11 protein-coding genes and 1 tRNA gene are annotated in these 18,868 nt (G+C 72.9%); 8 read left to right on the forward strand and 4 right to left on the reverse strand.

What is annotated here, in order from left to right; all coding sequences use genetic code 11:
* Positions 1-26: 26 nt before the first annotated feature.
* The 5 genes from ABZ452_RS05600 (at position 27) to ABZ452_RS05620 (ending at position 8,216) form a co-directional block, all read left to right on the forward strand.
* Positions 27-1,148: a polyprenyl synthetase family protein gene (locus ABZ452_RS05600; protein ID WP_357939269.1), complete on the forward strand. Its 1,122-nt coding sequence runs from the start codon at positions 27-29 to the stop codon at positions 1,146-1,148.
* Between the two features lie 287 nt (positions 1,149-1,435).
* Positions 1,436-4,270, forward strand: coding sequence for an RICIN domain-containing protein (locus tag ABZ452_RS05605; protein ID WP_357939271.1), 2,835 nt, complete (start codon positions 1,436-1,438; stop codon positions 4,268-4,270).
* A 58-nt stretch (positions 4,271-4,328) separates the two neighbouring features.
* Positions 4,329-6,431 carry a ThuA domain-containing protein gene (locus ABZ452_RS05610; protein ID WP_357939273.1) on the forward strand — a complete coding sequence of 701 codons (2,103 nt, stop codon included), beginning with the start codon at positions 4,329-4,331 and terminating at the stop codon, positions 6,429-6,431.
* Between the two features lie 76 nt (positions 6,432-6,507).
* Entirely contained in the window at positions 6,508-7,002 is a 495-nt protein-coding gene (locus tag ABZ452_RS05615) for a hypothetical protein (RefSeq protein WP_357939275.1), read from the forward strand.
* 203 nt (positions 7,003-7,205) lie between these two features.
* The gene (locus ABZ452_RS05620; RefSeq protein ID WP_357939277.1) at positions 7,206-8,216 is read left to right on the forward strand and encodes a sugar phosphate isomerase/epimerase family protein; all 1,011 of its coding nucleotides are present in this window, start codon (positions 7,206-7,208) and stop codon (positions 8,214-8,216) included.
* A 201-nt stretch (positions 8,217-8,417) separates the two neighbouring features.
* Here the strand turns inward: ABZ452_RS05620 and ABZ452_RS05625 are convergent, their stop codons facing one another.
* From ABZ452_RS05625 to ABZ452_RS05640, 4 genes are all read right to left on the reverse strand, one after another.
* On the reverse strand, positions 8,418-9,602 hold the full coding sequence (locus ABZ452_RS05625) for an ROK family transcriptional regulator (RefSeq protein WP_357939279.1): 1,185 nt from the start codon (positions 9,600-9,602) through the stop codon (positions 8,418-8,420).
* A gap of 107 nt (positions 9,603-9,709) precedes the next feature.
* The gene (locus ABZ452_RS05630; RefSeq protein WP_357939281.1) at positions 9,710-10,783 is read right to left on the reverse strand and encodes a sugar phosphate isomerase/epimerase family protein; all 1,074 of its coding nucleotides are present in this window, start codon (positions 10,781-10,783) and stop codon (positions 9,710-9,712) included.
* Between the two features lie 85 nt (positions 10,784-10,868).
* Positions 10,869-14,207 (reverse strand): ThuA domain-containing protein, encoded by a 3,339-nt coding sequence (locus ABZ452_RS05635; protein ID WP_357939283.1) that lies wholly within the window; start codon positions 14,205-14,207, stop codon positions 10,869-10,871.
* Positions 14,208-14,465: 258 nt separating this feature from the next.
* Complete coding sequence (locus tag ABZ452_RS05640; protein ID WP_357939285.1) at positions 14,466-14,852, reverse strand: hypothetical protein; 387 nt, start codon at positions 14,850-14,852, stop codon at positions 14,466-14,468.
* Positions 14,853-15,138: 286 nt separating this feature from the next.
* On the opposite strand from ABZ452_RS05640, the gene ABZ452_RS05645 reads away from it, so the two are divergent.
* The 3 genes from ABZ452_RS05645 (at position 15,139) to ABZ452_RS05655 (ending at position 18,738) form a co-directional block, all read left to right on the forward strand.
* Positions 15,139-15,211, forward strand: a tRNA-Asn gene (locus ABZ452_RS05645).
* 169 nt (positions 15,212-15,380) lie between these two features.
* Positions 15,381-17,501 carry an MMPL family transporter gene (locus tag ABZ452_RS05650; RefSeq protein ID WP_357939287.1) on the forward strand — a complete coding sequence of 707 codons (2,121 nt, stop codon included), beginning with the start codon at positions 15,381-15,383 and terminating at the stop codon, positions 17,499-17,501.
* A complete protein-coding gene (locus ABZ452_RS05655) occupies positions 17,491-18,738 on the forward strand; it encodes an FAD-dependent oxidoreductase (protein ID WP_357939289.1) in 1,248 nt (415 codons plus the stop codon). Before ABZ452_RS05650 ends, ABZ452_RS05655 begins: the two co-directional genes overlap by 11 nt.
* Positions 18,739-18,868 lie beyond the last annotated feature (130 nt).

The following is an 18,868-nucleotide window of genomic DNA, read 5'->3' on the forward strand; positions in this document are numbered from 1 at the left end:
GACACGCACACGCGGTATTGTCAGCCATGGATACCGACCGGCTCGGGATCTGCCTGGAAGCGGCGCCTCGGAAGGCGCCGACCGTCACCGCCGAACCGACCGATCCGGCCCTGCTGCGGGCCCGCTTCGACGCCGCGCTCGCCGCGTTCCTGCACGAGCGCCGGCCGGGCCGGCCGGGCGACGACGGCACCGACCCCGTCCACACCGTCCTCCGCCGGTTCGTGCTGGCCGGCGGCAAGCGGCTGCGACCCCTGTTCTGCTACTGGGGCTGGCGGGGCTTCGGCGGCACCGACGGCACCCCGATCGTGGTGGCCGCCGCGGCGCTGGAGCTGTTCCACGCCTTCGCGCTGATCCACGACGACATCCTGGACCGCAGCGACCGCCGGCGCGGCCGGCCCACCGTGCACCGGGTCTTCGCCGAGCAGCACGCCCGGGCCGGCTGGCGCGGCGACCCGGAGGCGTACGGCCGGCAGGCGGCCCTGCTCTGCGGCGACCTCTGCGCCGCCTGGTCCGGGCAGATGTTCCACGGCTGCGGGCTGGACGCCGAGCGGCTGCGCCGGGGACACGCCCTGCTCGCGCGGATGCGGGCCGAGGTGATCGCGGGGGAGTACCTCGACGTGGTGGCCGCGGCCGGTGACGGCTCGGTGGAGAGCGCCCTCGCGGTGGTGCGGCTGAAGACGGCCCGCTACACGGTGACCCGCCCGGTGCAGCTCGGCGCGGCCCTGGCCGGGGCGGCCCCGGACGTGGTGACCGCGCTGTCCGGGTTCGGCGATCCGCTCGGGGACGCCTTCCAGCTCCGCGACGACGTGCTCGGCGTCTTCGGTGACCCGGCGGTGACCGGGAAGTCCAACCTGGACGACCTGCGGGAGGGCAAGCCGACCGTGCTGCTGGCGCTGGCCCGGGCGGCCGCGGGGCCGGCCGGGGTGGCGCGGTTGCGGGCGCTGGTCGGCGATCCGGCCCTGGACCCGGCGGGCGCCGCCGAGGTGCGCGGGATCGTGGAGGCCTCCGGTGCGCGCGCGGCGGTGGAGCGGATGATCCGGTCCCGGGCCGACGCGGCCCTGACCGCGCTGCACCGGCTGCCGCTGGCGGAGCCGGCCCGGGTGGCGCTGGCCGAGCTGGCGGCCCGGGCCGTGAACCGGCGCCGCTGACCCGACTTTTGTCGCTCATTGACGAAAGTCGTTCCGGAACCAGCGGAAGCTATGGACAGGCAGATCGAAAGGTCTTAATGTCGTGCGCAAGCACAGAGCTGTTTCGTCGAGGTGAATTGCCCGCACCCCCGGCACCCTCGTCGAGGTGACCGCCGGCCGGCCGCAACCACCGGTGGTCACGGCCCACCGAGCCGCACCCGGCGGGCCCGGCGCAGCATCCCCGCACGGCATCCGGCGCGACGCGCGCCCGATCCAGGCTGCGCGCGTCAGGAAGGGACAGCAGAGGCATGTCCAGCCCCCACCACACCCCCACCCGACGATGGCTCCCCGCCGGATCGGCGCTGCTGCTCGCGGCGGCCGCCGGCGCGGTCGGCCTGGCCGCGACCCCCGTCCCGGCGTCCGCGCACCCCATCCCGGCGAGCGACTTCCAGCAGGTCGAACTCGCCCGCGGCGTCGCCGAGACCGGCGAACCGATGTCCCTCGCGGTGCTGCCCGACCGCTCGGTCCTGCACACCGCCCGCAACGGCACGCTGCGGCGCACCGACGCCGCCGGCGTCACCACCGTGATCGGCACCCTGCCGGTCTACAGCCACGACGAGGAGGGCCTCCAGGGCGTCGGGGTCGACCCCGGCTTCGCGAGCAACCGGCAGATCTACCTCTACTACGCGCCGCCGCTGTCCACGCCGGCCGGGGACGCGCCGGCCACCGGCACCGACTTCTCCGCCTGGCAGGGCGTCAACCGGCTCTCCCGGTTCAACCTCAACGCCGACTTCACGCTCAACCAGGCCAGCAAGGTCGACGTGCTGGACGTGCCGGCCGACCGCGGGCTGTGCTGCCACGTCGGCGGCGACATCGACTTCGACGCCGCGGGCAACCTCTACCTCTCCACCGGCGACGACACCAACCCGTTCGACTCCGCCGGCTACGCGCCGCTCGACGAGCGGACCAACCGCAACCCCGGGTACGACGCGCAGCGCAGCGCCGGCAACACCAACGACCTGCGCGGCAAGATCCTGCGGATCAAGGTCAACGCCAACGGCACGTACGCGATCCCGGCCGGCAACCTCTTCCCGCCCGGCACCGCGCGGACCCGCCCCGAGATCTACGCCATGGGCTTCCGCAACCCGTTCCGGATGAGCGTCGACCGGGCCACCGGGATCGTCTACGTCGGCGACTACGGCCCGGACGCCGGCACCAGCTCGGCCCGCGGCCCGTCGGGCCAGGTCGAGTTCGACCGGGTCACCGGGCCGGGCAACTACGGCTGGCCGTACTGCACGGGCACCAACACGGCGGCCGAGACGTACGCCGAGTGGGACTTCGCCGCCGGCACCGCGGGCCCGAAGTACAACTGCGCGGGCGGCCCGACGAACAACTCGTTCCGCAACACCGGCCAGAGCACCCTGCCGGCCGCGAAACCGGCCTGGATCCGGTACGCGGGCGACGCCGGCAGCCCGCCCGAGTTCGGCGGCGGCTCCGAGTCGCCGATGGCCGGCCCGGTCTACCGCTACGACGCCGCCAACCCGTCCACCACGAAGTTCCCCCAGTCCTTCGACGGGCAGTTCTTCGCCACCGAGTTCGGCCGCGGCTGGATCAAGCCGATCCACCTCAACGCCGACGGCTCGCCCGGCGCCATCGACGCCTTCGGCTGGACCGGCAAGCAGGTGATGGACTCCGCGTTCGGGCCGGACGGCGCCTACTACGTGCTCGACTACGGCACCGGCTACTTCAACGGCGACGCCAACTCGGCGCTGTACCGCTTCGACTACCTCGGCGGCGGCAACCGCGCCCCGGTGGCCCGGGCCGCCGCCGACAGGACCTCCGGCACGGCCCCGCTGGCCGTCGCCTTCTCCTCGGCCGGCTCGTCCGACCCGGAGGGCGGGGCGCTCACGTACGCGTGGGCGTTCGGCGACGGCGGCACCTCGACGGCGGCCAACCCGTCGCACACCTACACGGCCAACGGCCGGTACACCGCGACGCTGACCGTCCGGGACCCGCAGGGCGCCACCGGCACCGCCAGCGTGGCCGTCACCGTCGGCAACACCGCGCCGACGGTCACCGTGAACAGCCCGGGCAACGGGCAGCTCTTCTCCTTCGGCGACACCGTGCCGTTCCGGATCACCGTGACCGACCCGGAGGACGGCGCGATCGACTGCACCAGGGTCAAGATGACCTACGTGCTCGGCCACGACCAGCACGGCCACCAGATCACCTCGGCCACCGGTTGCACCGGGTCGATCGGCATCCCCGTCGACGGCGAGCACGACGACGCCGCGAACATCTTCGCGATCTTCGACGCCGAGTACACCGACTCCGGCGGCCTGACCACGCACACCCAGCACACCCTCCAACCCCGGCACCGGCAGGCCGAGCACTTCCGGACCTCGGCCGGGATCAACACCTTCGACAAGGCGACCGCCGAGGGCGGCCGGACCGTCGGCGACATCCACAACGGGGACTGGATCGCGTTCGAGCCCTACCAGCTCGGCAACGTCACCGGGTTCAGCGCCCGGGTCTCCTCGGCCGGGGTGGGCGGCACCCTCCAGGTGCGGGCCGGCTCGGCGACCGGCACCGTGCTCGGCTCGGCCACCGTGCCGGTGACCGGTGGCTGGGACACGTTCACCACGGTGACCGGCGCGGTCGCCAACCCGCCCGCCGGGACCACCACGCTCTACCTCACCTTCGCGGGCGGCGCCGGCGCGCTCTACGACGTCGACTCGTTCACCCTCACCACGTCCGCCGTGCGCACCGGGCCGGTGCGCGGGCTGGCCGGCAAGTGCCTCGACGTGCGCAACGCCGCGACCGCCGACGGCACGCAGGTCCAGCTCTACACCTGCAACGGCACCACGGCGCAGAGCTGGACGGTGACGCCGAACTCGACGATCAAGGCGCTGGGCAAGTGCCTGGACGTCTCCGGCGGCGCGACCGCCGACGGGACGAAGATCCAGCTCTGGACGTGCAACGGCACGGGGGCGCAGAACTGGTCGGCGCAGGCCGACGGCACGCTGCGCAACCCGCAGTCCGGCAAGTGCCTGGACGTCTCCGGCAACAACTCCGCCGACAGCACCCCCGTACACCTCTGGACCTGCACCGCCGCGGCGAACCAGAAGTGGACCCTGCCCTGATCCGACGGTGCGGGGCCGGGTGGCCGGCCCCGCACCCCGTCCGGCCCTGGAGAGCGACATGAGACTCCTCCGCACCGCCCTCGGCGCGGCCACCGCCGTCCTCGCCACCCTCGCCTGCACCACCCCGGCCACCCCGGCGGCCGCCGCCGACGCCCCCTACGACGTGCTGGTCTTCTCCAGGACCGCCGGCTTCCGGCACGACGCCATCCCGGCCGGCATCCAGGCCGTCCGCGACCTCGGCGCGGCGAACAACTTCACCGTCACCGCCACCGAGGACGCCGCCCAGTTCACCACCGCCAACCTGGCCCGGCACGAGGCGGTGGTCTTCCTCAACACCACCGGCGACGTGCTCAACCCCACCCAGCAGACCGCCTTCGAGGCGTACATCGGCGCGGGCGGGGGCTACGTGGGCGTGCACGCCGCCGCCGACACCGAGTACGACTGGCCGTTCTACGGCAACCTGGTCGGCGCCTGGTTCGCCTCCCACCCGGCGATCCAGCCGGCGAACGTGAAGGTGGAGGACCGGGCGCACGCCGCCACCGCCCACCTGCCGCAGACCTGGAACCGCACCGACGAGTGGTACAACTACCGCACCAACGCCCGGTCCACCGCGCACGTGCTGGCCACCCTCGACGAGTCGTCGTACTCGGGCGGCTCGATGGGCGGCGACCACCCGCACGCCTGGTGCAAGACGTACGCGGGCGGCCGGTCCTTCTACACCGGCGGCGGGCACACCCAGGCGTCCTACGCCGACCCCGCGTTCCGCGCCCACCTGCTCGGCGGCATCCGGTACGCGGCCGGCCGCAGCAAGGCCGACTGCCGCCCGGAGACCGGCTACGCGCCGCTCTACAACGGCGCCACCACCGGCTGGTCCCAGGCCGGGCCGGGCAGCTTCACCAACACCGACGCCACCCTCACCTCGGTCGGCGGGATGGGCCTCTACTGGTACAGCGCCCGGCAGTTCACCAACTACTCGCTCAAGCTGGACTGGCGGCTCGCCGGCGACGACAACTCCGGCGTCTTCATCGGCTTCCCGCCGTCGAGCGACCCCTGGTCGGCGGTGGACAACGGCTACGAGATCCAGATCGACCCTACCGACAGCCCCGACCGGACCACCGGCGCGGTCTACACCTTCAAGTCCGCCGACCTGCCGGCCCGGGACGCGGCGCTCAACCCGGCGGGGGAGTGGAACACCTACGAGCTGCTGGTCGAGGGCGAGCGGCTCCAGGTCTTCCTCAACGGCGTGAAGATCAACGACTTCACGAACACCGACCCGGCCCGCTCGCTCGCCGGCCACGTCGGCATCCAGAACCACGGCACCGGTGACGACGTCTCGTTCCGCAACATCCGGATCAAGGAGCTGGGCGCCACCCCGCCGACCGGCAACACCACCGTGCAGGCCGAGGCGTTCAGCTCGGCCAGCGGGGTCACCCCGTTCACCAAGGCCGGCGCCAACGGCGGGCAGACCCTGGGGTACGTCGACCCGGGCGACTGGGCCGCGTACCAGGGGCTGGACCTGACCGGGGTGACCGCACTGCGGGCCCGGGTGGTCTCCGGCGGCCCGGGCGGCACCCTCCAGCTCCGCACCGGCTCCCCGACGGGCACCGTGCTCGGCCAGGTGGCGGTGCCGAACACCGGTGGCTGGACCACCTTCGCGGACGTCGGCACCGCGCTGGCCGGTGTGCCGGCCGGCAGCCAGACCGTCTGGCTGACCTTCGCCGGCACCGGCTCCGGCCTGTACGACGTCGACGACTTCACCCTGGTCCGGGGCGGTGGGGGCGGGACCGGACCGGTCCGGGGCCTGGCCGGCAAGTGCCTCGACGTGCGGGGTGGGGCCACCGCCGACGGCACCCAGATCCAGCTCTACACCTGCAACGGCAGCACCGCGCAGACCTGGACGGTGACGCCGAACTCGACCGTGCGGGCGCTCGGCAAGTGCCTGGACGTCTCGGGCGGTGGCTCGGCCGACGGCACGAAGATCCAGCTCTGGACGTGCAACGGCACGGGGGCGCAGAACTGGTCGGCCCAGGCCGACGGCACGCTGCGCAACCCGCAGTCCGGCAAGTGCCTGGACGTCTCCGGCAACAACTCCGCCGACAGCACCCCCGTACACCTCTGGACCTGCACTGCCGCGGCGAACCAGAAGTGGACCCTGCCCTGACCGGCGCCGGCGGCGGACCGGGCGACCTGCGGGATCCGCCCGGTCCGCCGCCGGGGTGCTGCCGTACCTTGACCGTGTGGGACGCCTGGAGCGGTGGCGTCGGGTCGCCCGGGCGCGCCCGAGCGTCGGTGACGTGCTGCGGGCCGCCCTGTCGCGGGTGTGGCGCCGCGTCGAGCCGTCGGCGTCGCCCGCCGGGCCCGCACCCAGCCTCACCCGGCTGGACGCGCTGATCGACGAGGTCGCCGCCGGCCGGCCGGTGCGCTGGAGGGTGGGCGGCCAGCCCCGCCCACTGCCCGCCGCGGTCGACGTGGCCGCGTACCGGATCATCCAGGAGGCGCTGACCGACGCGCGCCGGCACGCGCCGAGCGCGGCGGTCGCGGTCCGGCTGCGCTACGACCCGGCCGGCCTCACCGTCGAGCTACGCGGCGACGGGCCCGCCATTCCGACCGCCGGCCTGCGGACGCGGGCCGAGTCGGTCGGCGGCGCCTTCCACGCCGGCCCGCGCCCCGAGGGGGGCTGGCTGGTCCACGCCGAGCTGCCCGCCCCCGAGGACGAGGCGGAGCCGGCCTGACCGTCCCCGGCCCTTCCGCGCCGGCCGCGGCCGACCTAGAGTGAGGGCGGCGACCGCGAGGTGGCCGGTGACCCGGCGGGAGGCGCAACCCGTCGGGCCCAGACGCGATCGCGTCCACCGGTGCCCGCCGGGGTCGCCGGCACCCGGTCGCCCTCGCCCCGGTCCGCTACGGAATCCCCCCATCACGACAGGGGAGAAGGACAATGGCGCGACCCATCACGCTCTTCACCGGCCAGTGGGCCGATCTTCCGTTCGACGAGGTCTGCCGGCTCGCCGCCGAGTGGGGATACGACGGCCTGGAGATCGCCTGCTGGGGTGACCACTTCGAGGTCGACAAGGCGCTCGCCGACGAGTCGTACGTGGACCGCAAGCGGGCCACCCTCGCCAAGCACAACCTCCAGGTCTTCGCCATCTCCAACCACCTGGTCGGGCAGGCGGTCTGCGACCACCCGATCGACGAGCGGCACCAGGACATCCTCCCCGCCCGGATCTGGGGCGACGGTGAGCCGGAGGGGGTACGCCGCCGCGCCGCCGAGGAGATGAAGGACACCGCCCGGGCGGCGGCGAAGCTCGGGGTGAAGACCGTTGTCGGCTTCACCGGCTCGTCGATCTGGCACACCCTGGCCATGTTCCCGCCGGTCCCGCCCGCCATGATCGAGCGCGGCTACCAGGACTTCGCCGACCGGTGGAACCCGATCCTGGACGTCTTCGACTCCGTCGGTGTGCGCTTCGCCCACGAGGTGCACCCCAGCGAGATCGCCTACGACTACTGGACCACCAAGCGGGCGCTGGACGCGATCGGCCACCGCCCCGCGTTCGGGCTGAACTGGGACCCGTCGCACTTCGTCTGGCAGGAGCTTGACCCGGTCAACTTCATCTTCGACTTCGCCGACCGGATCTACCACGTCGACTGCAAGGACGCGAAGGTGCGCACCGGGGACGGCCGCCGCGGCCGGCTCTCCTCCCACCTGCCCTGGGCGGACCTGCGGCGGGGCTGGGACTTCGTCTCCACCGGCCACGGTGACGTGCCGTGGGAGGACTGCTTCCGCGCGTTGAACGCGATCGGCTACACCGGCCCGATCTCGATCGAGTGGGAGGACGCCGGCATGGACCGCCTGGTCGGCGCACCCGAGGCGCTCCAGTTCGTCCGCCGGCTCGCCTTCGACGCCCCGTCCGCCGCCTTCGACGCGGCCTTCTCCACCAGCCGGGACTAGATTCGTCGGCCGCTACGAACTTGATGGCGTGAACGACTCGTCCGCTCCGCCGGGCGGTGACCCGGGCGGTCGGCGGGTGAGTCACCTGCGTCATCAAGTTCGTAGCGCCGAGACGGACGGTCCGCCGCCGGTGCGGAGTGGGGGAGACGAATCGGTGCGGCACGGTGACGATGGTGGTCGGCGTCGCCTCCGCCGCTCCCCTCAGCGGGCGGCGAAGACCTGGTCGCTGACCAGCCGGGCCGCGCCGACCAGGCCGGCCCGGTCGCCGAGGTCGGACAGGACGATCGGCATGCTGCCGGTGGCGAGCGGGGTGGAGCGCCGGTAGACCACGCCCCGGATCTCGGCGAGCAGGACCGGCCCGATGCCGGGTGCCGCCCCGCCGATGATCACGATGGCCGGGTTGACGAAGCTGACCAGGCCGACCAGCACCTGCCCGAGCCGGCGGGCGGCGTCGCGGACCAGGGTCTGCGCGGCCGCGTCCCCCGCGGTCGCCGCCGCGGCCACGTCGGCCACGGTGAGCGCCCCGGCGGCGGCCAACCGGTCGGCGAGCGCCGTCGAGCGCCCGGCCCGCGCGGCCGTCACGGCCTCCCGCACCAGAGCGGCATCCCCGCAGTACGCCTCGACGCAGCCGGTGTTGCCGCACCCGCAGAGCGGCCCGTCCTCGCTGAGCTGGAGGTGCCCGATGTCCCCGGCGCCGCTGGCCGCGCCCCGGTACAGCGCCCCGCCGAGCACCAGCCCGCAGCCCACCGCGTCGCCCAGCTTCACGTAGAGGAAGTCCTCGAACGGCCGGCCGGTGCCGGCGTGCCGCTCGCCCAGGGCCATCACGTTGGCGTCGTTGTCCACCTGCACCGGGCAGCCCAGCTCGGCGGCGATGGTGTCGCGTACCGGGAACTGGTGCCAGCCGGGCAGGGCGGGCGGGGAGACCGGGGCGCCGTCGCGGACCGCGACCGGCGCGGGAAGCGCCACTCCGACGCCGGCCAGCCGGGCCAGCCCGGACTCGGCCCGCAGCTTGCCGAGCAGCTCGATCGCCCGGCCGATAACGACCTCCGGGCCGAGCCGCACGTCCACCGGCTCGTCGTGGCGGGCGAGCAGGGTCAACTCGCCGTCGGTGAGCGCCACCGCCAGCCGCCCGTCGCCGACCCGCACCGCCCCGAAGCGCACCTGCCGGCCGACCCGCAGCAGCGACGAGCGCCGGCCACCCCGGGACGCGGCCGGCCCGGCGGTCTCCACCAGGCCCTGCGCCGCCAGCCGGTCCGCCTCGGCGGTGAACCGGGCCCGGGGCAGGCCCAGGGCGTCGGCCAGTTCGACCCGCGAGCGCGGGCCGTCGTCGCGCAGCAGGCGCAGCAGCCGCGCCTGGTCGGCGGTCTCCGGTCCGACCATCGTCATCACGATCACCTCCCCCCGAATGTGCCACACCGGCGTCACGACCGTGTGACGCGAGGGGGCCGCCCCGGTTCCCCGGTGCGGCCCCCTGCGATCCGGTGTCGAGTCCGTCAGCCCCGCAGACCCGACATGTGCTGGTAGCTGATCTCCGCGTAGCGCAGCGACCGGCCCGGGTCGGCGGCGCCGCCCGGTGCGTTGTCCTGCTCCCACATCGGGTTGTGGTAACCCTTCGCGCCCATGTTCGCGAAGAAGGTGCCGTAGTCGATGTCGCCCTCGCCGAGCGGCACCATGGCGTAGCCGGCGGCCGTGTTCGGGTCGTACGTGCCGTCCTTGGCGTGGAACAGCGGGAACCGGATGGTCTGGGCGGCGACCACGGCCAGCGGGTCGAAGACCTTGGTCTGGGTCACCCCGTCCGGGTCGGTGTAGCTGCGGAACCGGTGCTGGGCCACGTGCGCCCAGTAGATGTCCATCTCGAACCAGACCCACTCCGGGTTGGTCCGCGCGATGAAGTACTCCAGCTTGCGCACACCGGAGGACCGGGTCGGCCGGCCCTGCGCGTCCAGCGGGCCGCTGTCGCGCAGGAAGTCGTACGCGGCATCGTGGTTGTGCGTGTAGAGCTTCAGGCCCCGGGCGGCGGCCATCTCGCCGAAGGTGTTCCACCGGTCCACGGCGGCGTCCCAGTCGGCCTTGTAGTTGCTGCCGGTCGGGTCGTTGCCGGTGCCGATGTGCGTCATGCCGAGGATCTCGGCGGTGTCGAGGGTCTGCTCGAACGCGGCGATGGTGTCCGGGGTGACCGTGCTCGGGACGGAGGCGTGCGAGCCGTTGGCACGCAGCCCGTTGTCGTCCAGGATCTTGCGGATCTCCGCCGGGGTGATCTGCCGGCCGAGGATCGAGGTGTGCTGGGTGTACCCGGCGAACTCGACCTCCTTGTAGCCGATCTCGGCGAGCCGGGCGAGCACCCGCTCGAATCCGTACGGCACGCCGGTGGCGTCCGGGGCGGCGCCGATCCGGTCGCGGACGCTGTAGAGGATGATGCCCCGCTTGCCGGTCGGGACGAGCACCCCGTTGCCGGCGAAGGCGGCCGACGGGGCGAGCCCGGCGGCGCCGGCGGCGACGGCGCCCGCCGCCCCGGCGATGGTGCCGAGCACCCGGCGACGGCTCATGCCGTGCGATGTGTCGTTCATGTGCTGACTGCCTTTCTGACGGTGCTGGATGGTGTGGAAGGGAGAGAATGGGGTGGGGCCGCCGGGTGGCGGCCCCACCTCGGCGTCACGGCGTGACGCCGATGCCCTGGCCGGTGAACTCGACCCAGTTGAGGTTGCCGAAGCCGCCGGCCGGACCGCCGGGGACGGTGGTCAGGACCAGGTAGAGCCTGTGCGTCCCGCCCGGGTCGCTCACCGGCACGGTGGTGCTGGTGAAGGCGTTGTTGCCGGCGGTCGCGTTGACCGTGGCCGTGGCCAGCAGCGGGCCGGTGGGGGAGTCCAGCCGGAACTGGACGCCGAACCGGGGCTGCCCGGCGGTGGCGGCGCTGCCCCCGGAGGTGCGCAGCGTCACCGACTCCATGTTTCTCAGGTTCACGGTGTTGTTGACCGCGATCCAGTCGCCGGGGTCGAGGCTGCCGCGCTGCTGCCCGCCCCCGGTGTCGGTGGTGGTGCCGACCGTCGTGCCGGACTCCTCGGTGGCGAACTCGACCTCCTGGCGCTTGGCCTGGATGATCTGCTGGTCCACCGTGGTCAGCGCCGGCTGGCCGTTGGCGCCCCGGTCGGTGTACGACGCGCTGACCACGCCGTAGATGTAGCCGCCGTGCGAGGCGTCGTCGGCGTCCGTGGGCAGCACCCCGGAGCAGCCGAACTGGTTGGCCTCGCCGTGCCCGTGGCTGTCGTGGCCGAGCACGAAGGTCACCTCGACCTTGCCGCAGTCGACCGGCCCGTCCTCCGGGTCGGTGACGGTGACCGTCCACGGGATGTCGTCGCCCCAGTTGAAGAAGCCGCCCTCCAGCGGGGTCGTGACGGTGACGGTCGGCGCGGTGTTGCCGACCGTGATGGTGGTGTTCGCCGACGCGCTCTTGCCGCTGGAGTCGGTCACCGTGAGCCGGGCGGTGTAGACGCCGTTGGCGGTGTAGGTGAACGACGGGTTCGGATCGATCGAGTCGGTGGTGCCGTTGCCGTCGAAGTCCCAGGCGAACGAGATGGAGTCGGCCGGGTCCGGGTCCTTCGAGCCGTCGCTGGAGAAACCGACGGTCAGCGGCGCCCGGCCGTTGGTCGGGGTGGCGTTCAGCACGGCGGTCGGCGCCCGCAGGCCCTTGACGTAGCTGAACTTGAGCATCGCCGCGTCCGGGTTGACGTTGAAGAACCCGTCGCCGTACGTCAGCAGGTAGAAGTTGCCGTCCGCGCCCCAGCGCATGTCCATCGGGTTGTCGCAGAGGAACGGCTTCGCCGGTGTGGTGGGCGCCTGCCCGCAGTTCAACACGTTGTTGATCTTCAGGATGTCGCCCTGGTCGTCCAGCCGGATCTCCTTGAGGGTGTCCCGGGTGAACTCACCGAAGAAGATCGCGCCGTCGTAGTACTCGGGGAACTTCGTCTCCGACCTCAGCTCCGGGTCGAAGTCGTACTTCGCCGCTCCGTGCGGGCCGACGCCGCCCGTGCCCAGCTCCGGGAAGAGCACCGGGCAGGTCTGCGTCGGAGTCGACAGGTAGGACTCCGGGCAGGGCGTCGGGGCCTGGAACGAGTACCACAGCTCCGACTTCTCCACCCGCGGCAGGTCGGTCAGGCCGGTGTTGTGCCGCGAGGTGTTCTTCGGCGCCGCGCAGTCGAACGGGGCCACCGGCGAGATCGGGTTGGTGGTCCAGTTCATCTCGATGTACGGCAGGTTCGGCTGCACGCACATCGGCCAGCCGTAGTTCGCCGGCTTGTCGACCACCATCATCCGGCCGGTGCCGGCGGGACCCCGGCCCACCTGGGCGACCGAGGAGTCCGGCGAGTAGTCGGTGATGTAGGCGACGTCGTTCTTGTCCAGCGTGATCCGGAACGGGTTCCGGAAGCCCATCGCGTAGATCTCCGGGCGGGTCTTCGCCGTGCCCGCCGGGAACAGGTTTCCCGCCGGGACGGTGTACGACCCGTCCGCGCCGACGGTGATCCGCAGGATCTTGCCCCGCAGGTCGTTGGTGTTGGCCGCGCTGCGCCGGGCGTCGACGAACGGGGCCTGGTAGACGCCGGTGGCACTGACCGAGTCGTTGTGCGGGGAGAAGCCGCCGGACCCGCCGCCGCCGGCCGGAGTGTCGTCCCCGGTGACCAGCCAGAGGTTGTTCTCCGAGTCGAACGTGATGTCGCCGGCGACGTGGCAGCAGGCGCCCCGGTCCACCGGCACCTGCAGGATCTTCTGCTCGGTGCTCACGTCCAGCGACGGGGTCTCCCCGTCGACGAACTTGAACCGGGAGAGCTGGAAGTAGCCCTTCCACTGGTCCCACGCGGCCGGGTCGGTGCTGGTGGTCGGCGCGCTGCCCGTCGGGGTGTCCAGCGGGGGCGCGTAGTAGAGGTAGACCCACTTGTTGGTGGCGAAGTCGTGGTCCACCGCCGGGCCGTACATCCCGTCCTCGCTGTTGGTGTAGACCGGGATCTGGGCCAGCACGGTGGTCTCGTTGGTCGCCGGGTCGTGCAGCCGCACGCCGCCGCGCCGGTCGGTCTGGATCACCCGGCCGTCGGGGAGGACGTCGAAGCCGATCGGCTCGCTGACGTTGGGCTGCGCCCCGACCACCGTCATCTGGTAGTTGGCCAGCACGGTCGCGCCGCAGTCGCCGTCGGTGACGCCGGCCGCCCATTGGATCGCCCCGCCGAGGTGGGCCCGCAGGTCGGCGCTGTCGTAGCTCGCCGGGGTGGCGCCCAGTCCGGTGTAGAACGAGCGGCCGCCCTGGTAGTCCTTGCACCAGGTGACCGGGTGGTCGAAGCCCATGCTGCCGCCGGCGTACGTCTTCTCGTCCACCGTGGCCAGGACGTGCGAGACGCCCCGGACGTTGGCCGCGAAGTTGTACCACCGGTCGGTGGTGGACCAGCGCTGCGGCAGCGTCTCCGACGCCGGGTGGACCCGGTCGGCGACGGTGACGGTGGCCCGGCTCGCGGCCGTCGGCGCGCCGGTGGCTCGGGTGCCGAGCAGGTTGGTGAGGAACGACCAGTCCGGCTCGGCCTCGATGGCGGAGTGAACCCCCACGAAGCCCCCACCGTCGCGGTAGTACGCCTCGAAGGCGGCCTGCTGGGTGTCGTTGAGCACGTCGCCGGCGGTGTTCAGGAACACGACGGCCCGGAACTGCTTCAGGTGGGGCTGGTCGAACTTGCGCGGGTCGTTGGTGACCTCGACGGTGAAGCGGCGCTCCCGCCCGAGTTGCTGGACGGCCTGCACGCCTGCCGCGGTAGCGGCGTTGTTGCCGTCGGCCGACCGGGTGAAGACGAGCACCTTGTACTGGATGCCGTTGCTGTTGGGTGCGGGGGCGGTGAGCACCGGCGCCGCCTGCGCCGGGGTCGGGGCCCGCTCCGCCGTCGCGACGAGCGTCGCGGCGACGAGAGTGAGCACGCTGAGATGGGCGGCGGCCCTGCGGCCGAACGGTCTTCTGCGCATCGAACCTCGCTCTGGTCGGGCGGGTCCGCCTCAGCGCCGGGACGAGGCTGAGGAGGTCGCTGGAAGGTGACGAGAGCCTGGCCAGGTTCTATGCGAGACGATATTTGCGCTCGGGATCAAAGAGAAGAGGCTGACGGCAAAAGTTTTAGCTGAACCGCTGTCACTTTTGCTTAGAATGAGCGAAAGTCGGACACGATCTTGTTCGGACAGACGGAAGCGGGCCGGTCGCCAATGGCGATCGGCCCGCTTCCGGGTGGGTCAGAGGTTGGTGCTCGTGCCGGACGACTTGGTGGTCGACGAGCTGGTCGAGCTGGTCGAACCCGTGCCGGTCGAGCCGGACTTGGCGCCCACCGTGGCCGGCGTGCCGGCGAACGGCTTGTCGGCCTCGGTCAGCCCCGGCTTGCCGCCGTTGCCGTTGCCGGTGCCCAGCTTCTCGCCGAGCTTGGTCTGCCCCAGCTTGTCCTTGCCCTCCGAGTAGAGCCGGGTCGCCTGGGCCTGCGCGACACCCGCCGCCTCCTGGACGGTCGGGTGGTCGAGCACCTTGCGGCCCCGGACCACCAGCTCCTCGTACTTCTCCCGGCCGGCACGGGCGCCCAGGACGAATCCCGCAGCCAGCCCGCCAAGAAACATGATCTTTCCGCGCATGGCGGCTCCTTCCGTACCTGACGCGCCGCCGATCCCGACCGGGTGATCCCGGGCGGGAGCGACCTTCTCGCGCCTGCGTTCTCTGTCGGCGGCTAACTACCCATCCTGCTCTCCGCTCATACCTCCCTGTGCCGAGATGGCGATTTGTCCGATATTCTGAGAGCGCTCCGAGGGTGGTCGCCGGGTGGGGGAAGTCGGGTAACCCCCTGGCGCACCACCCCCCGATGTCCTGTACTCTTGTCCCCGTCGCACGGCGCGGAGAGATCCGCAGCCGGGTGACCTACGGTCCCCCGTAGCTCAATTGGCAGAGCAGCCGGCTGTTAACCGGCAGGTTTTTGGTTCGAGTCCAAACGGGGGAGCAACACCCACAACGCCCGTCGGCCACGCCGACGGGCGTTTCCCGTTGTGTCGCCCCTCGCGCCGCGTCGGGTGGTTTTCGCCCGGCGGTGCTGGTTGCCCGGCAGGATGGTCGATGTCGACTTAGACTCGCGCTGCGTCGATTGCTGCGTCGATTCGAGGGTGGTCGGGATGGCCGGAGGGCGGAGTCGCTGGACCGCGACGCTGGTCGCGGTCGTCGTGGTGCTGGGCTGGCTGGTCGTCGGCGGCCTCGCCGGGCCGTACTCCGGGAAGCTCGGCGACGTCGCCACCAACGACAACGCCTCCTTCCTGCCCGCCGGCGCCGAGGCCACCCGGGCGCAGGACCTCGCCGCCGGATTCGTGGACCGGGAGACGACCCCGGCGCTCGTCGTCTACGAGCGCACCTCCGGCATCACCGCCGCCGACCAGGAGCGGATCCAGGCCGAGGCGGCCCGCTTCGCCCAGCTGCCGGGCGTCGTCGGCCCGCTGCCGCCGCCGATCGTCAGCCAGGACCGGCAGGCCGTACAGGTGGTCGTCCCGATCGACGCGGCCGAGGGCGAACAGATCGGCGCGGTGGTCGACCGGCTACGGGACATCGCCGGCACCGATCGGGACGGGCTCACCGTGGACGTGGCCGGCCCGGCCGGCCTGCTCGCCGACCTCATCGAGGTGTTCACCGCCATCGACGGACCGCTGCTGCTGGTCACCCTGGTCGTGGTGCTGGTCATCCTGCTGATCGTCTACCGCAGCCCGGTGCTCTGGGTCTTCCCGCTGCTCGCCGCCGGGATGTCGTACTCGCTGGCCTCCCTCGTGGTCTACGTCCTGGCCAAGAACGACGTCGTCAAGCTCAACGGGCAGGCCCAGGGCATCCTCACCGTCCTCGTCTTCGGCGCCGGAACCGACTACGCGCTGCTGCTCATCGCCCGCTACCGCGAGGAACTGCACCGGCACGAGCGGCCGTGGGACGCCATGCGGGCCGCCTGGAAGGGCGCCGCCCCGGCGATCATCGCCTCGGGCGCCACGGTCATCGTCAGCCTCCTCTGCCTGCTGCTGTCCAGCCTCAACTCGAACCGGGCGCTCGGCCCGGTGAGCGCCGTCGGCATCGCCGCCACCCTGCTGGTGATGCTGACCTTCCTGCCCGCCCTGCTGCTGCTCGGCGGACGGTGGGCGTTCTGGCCCCGGCGACCCGGGTTCGACCACGCCGACCCGCGCACCGAACACGGCATCTGGGGGCGGACCGCGGGCTTCGTGGCGCGCCGCGCCCGTACCGTCTGGATCGTCACCGCGGTGGTCCTGGCCGCGCTCGCTCTGGGGGTGACCCAGCTCGGCGCCACCACCCTCGGCCAGTCCGACCTGTTCACCCAGCGCACCGACTCGGTGGCCGGTCAGGAGGTGATCGCCCGCCACTACCCGGCCGGCACCGGCAGCCCGGCCACCATCTTCACCAACCAGGCGGCCGCCCAGCAGGTCGCCCAGGTGGCGCAGGGCGTACCGGGGGTGTCCTCGGTCCGGCCGTTCAGCCGGCAGGGACCGGCCGGGCCGCCCGAGGTGGTCGACGGGCGGGTGCAGCTGGAGGCCACCCTCGCCGACCCGCCGGACAGCAACGGCGCCGAACGCGCCGTCCGCGAGCTGCGCGTGGCGGTGCACCGGGTGCCCGGCGCGGACGCGGTGGTCGGCGGCTTCACCGCCATCAACGTGGACACCGCCGACGCGTCCACCCGCGACCGCAACGTCATCATCCCGGTGGTGCTGCTGGTCATCGCGGTCATCCTGGCGCTGCTGCTGCGGGCCCTGCTCGCCCCGGTGCTGCTGATCGCCACGGTCGTGCTGTCGTTCCTGGCGACGCTCGGCCTCTGCGCGCTGATCTTCCGGTACGTCCTCGACTTCCCCGGGGTCGACCAGTCGTTCCCCCTGTTCGCGTTCGTCTTCCTGGTCGCGCTCGGCATCGACTACAACATCTTCCTGATGAGCCGGGTCCGCGAGGAATCCGTCCGGCGCGGCACCCGGGCCGGGGTGCTCACCGGCCTGGCCGTCACCGGCGGCGTGATCACCTCCGCCGGCATCGTGCTCGCCGCCACCTTCTCCGCTCTCGCCGTGCTGCCGCTGGTGGTGCTCGTCGAGCTGGGCGTGGCGGTCGCCGCCGGGGTGCTGCTCGACACCATCGTGGTCCGGTCGCTGCTGGTGCCCGCGCTCGCGTACGACATCGGGCCGAAGATCTGGTGGCCGGGCCGGCTGTCCCGGACGAACCGCAACGGCGACCGGGCCGGGGCGGAGGTGGAGCATGCCCGCTGAGACGGACGTGGTCATCGTCGGCGGCGGCCTGGCCGGCCTCGCCGCCGCCCGCCGGCTGCACCGGGCCGGCGTGCCCTGGCGGCTGCTGGAGGCCGCCGACCGGCTCGGCGGCCGGGTCGCCACCGACGAGGTCGACGGTTACCTGCTGGACCGCGGCTTCCAGGTGCTCAACACCGCCTACCCGCGGCTCGGCGGCCTGGTCGACCTCGACGCCCTCGACCTGGGCTGGTTCACCCCCGGGGTGCTGGTGCGCCGCGGCGACCGGCTGGCACGCCTGGTCAACCCGCTGCGCGACCCCGCCGGCGCGCCCGGCACCGTGTCCGCCGGCATCGGCTCGCTGGTCGACCGGCTGCGCTTCGCCGCGCTCGCCACCGGCTGCGCCACCCTGCCGATCGGCCGGCTGCTCAACGCACCCGAAACCACCAGCGAGGTCGCGCTGCGCCGGGCCGGGCTCTCCGCCGCGTTCATCGAGGAACTGCTCCGGCCGTTCCTGTCCGGCGTGCTGCTCGACCGCGAGCTGACCACCTCCAGCCACGTGCTGGCCGTCCTCCTGCGGGCGTTCGCCCGGGGCCGGATCGGGCTGCCCGCCCGGGGCATGGCCGCGCTGCCCCGGGCCGTCGCCGGGCCGCTGCCCGCCGAGCTGATCGACCTGGACACCCCGGTCGCCGAGGTCGCGCCGGGCCGGGTCCGCACCCCAACCGGCGAGATCACCTGCCGCGCCGTCGTGGTCGCCGCGGATCCGCCGGCCGCGGCCACCCTGCTGCCCCGGCTCCAACGGGTACGCATGCACAGCTACACGACCTACTACCACAGCACCGACACCCCGCCGCTGGCCGAGCCGATTCTGCTGCTCGACGGGGACCGGCGCGAACTGGTCGCCAACACGGTGGTGGTCAGCAACGCGGCGCCCACCTACGCGCCAGCCGGGAAGCACCTGGTCGCCACCTCGGTGGTCGGCCCGCAGGCCCCGGCCGAGCCGCTGGTCCGCGGCGAACTGGACCGCCTCTACGGGCGCTCCACCGCCGACTGGACCCACCTGGCGACCGTGTCGGTGCCGCACGCCCTGCCCGCCGCGCCACCGCCGCAGGGCCGGCTGCGCAAGCCGGTCACGCTCGGCGACGGGCTCTTCGTCGCCGGCGACCACCGGGACACCCCGTCCATCCAGGGTGCCCTCGCGAGCGGCTGGCGGGCCGCCGGGGCGGTGCTCGCCGAGCTGCACGGCACGGGCTGGACGTGACACCAGCGGGACCGAATGATCCGCTGCGCGCTGTTATCCTCGCGTTGCCCATCGTGCCGGCCAGATCATCAAGCCGACCCGACGGGTGATGGCCGGTGATCCGTTGAGCGGGTTACGATCCGGCGCGGTA

Source organism: Micromonospora sp. NPDC005707 (assembly GCF_040631005.1).
GTDB lineage: Bacteria > Actinomycetota > Actinomycetes > Mycobacteriales > Micromonosporaceae > Micromonospora.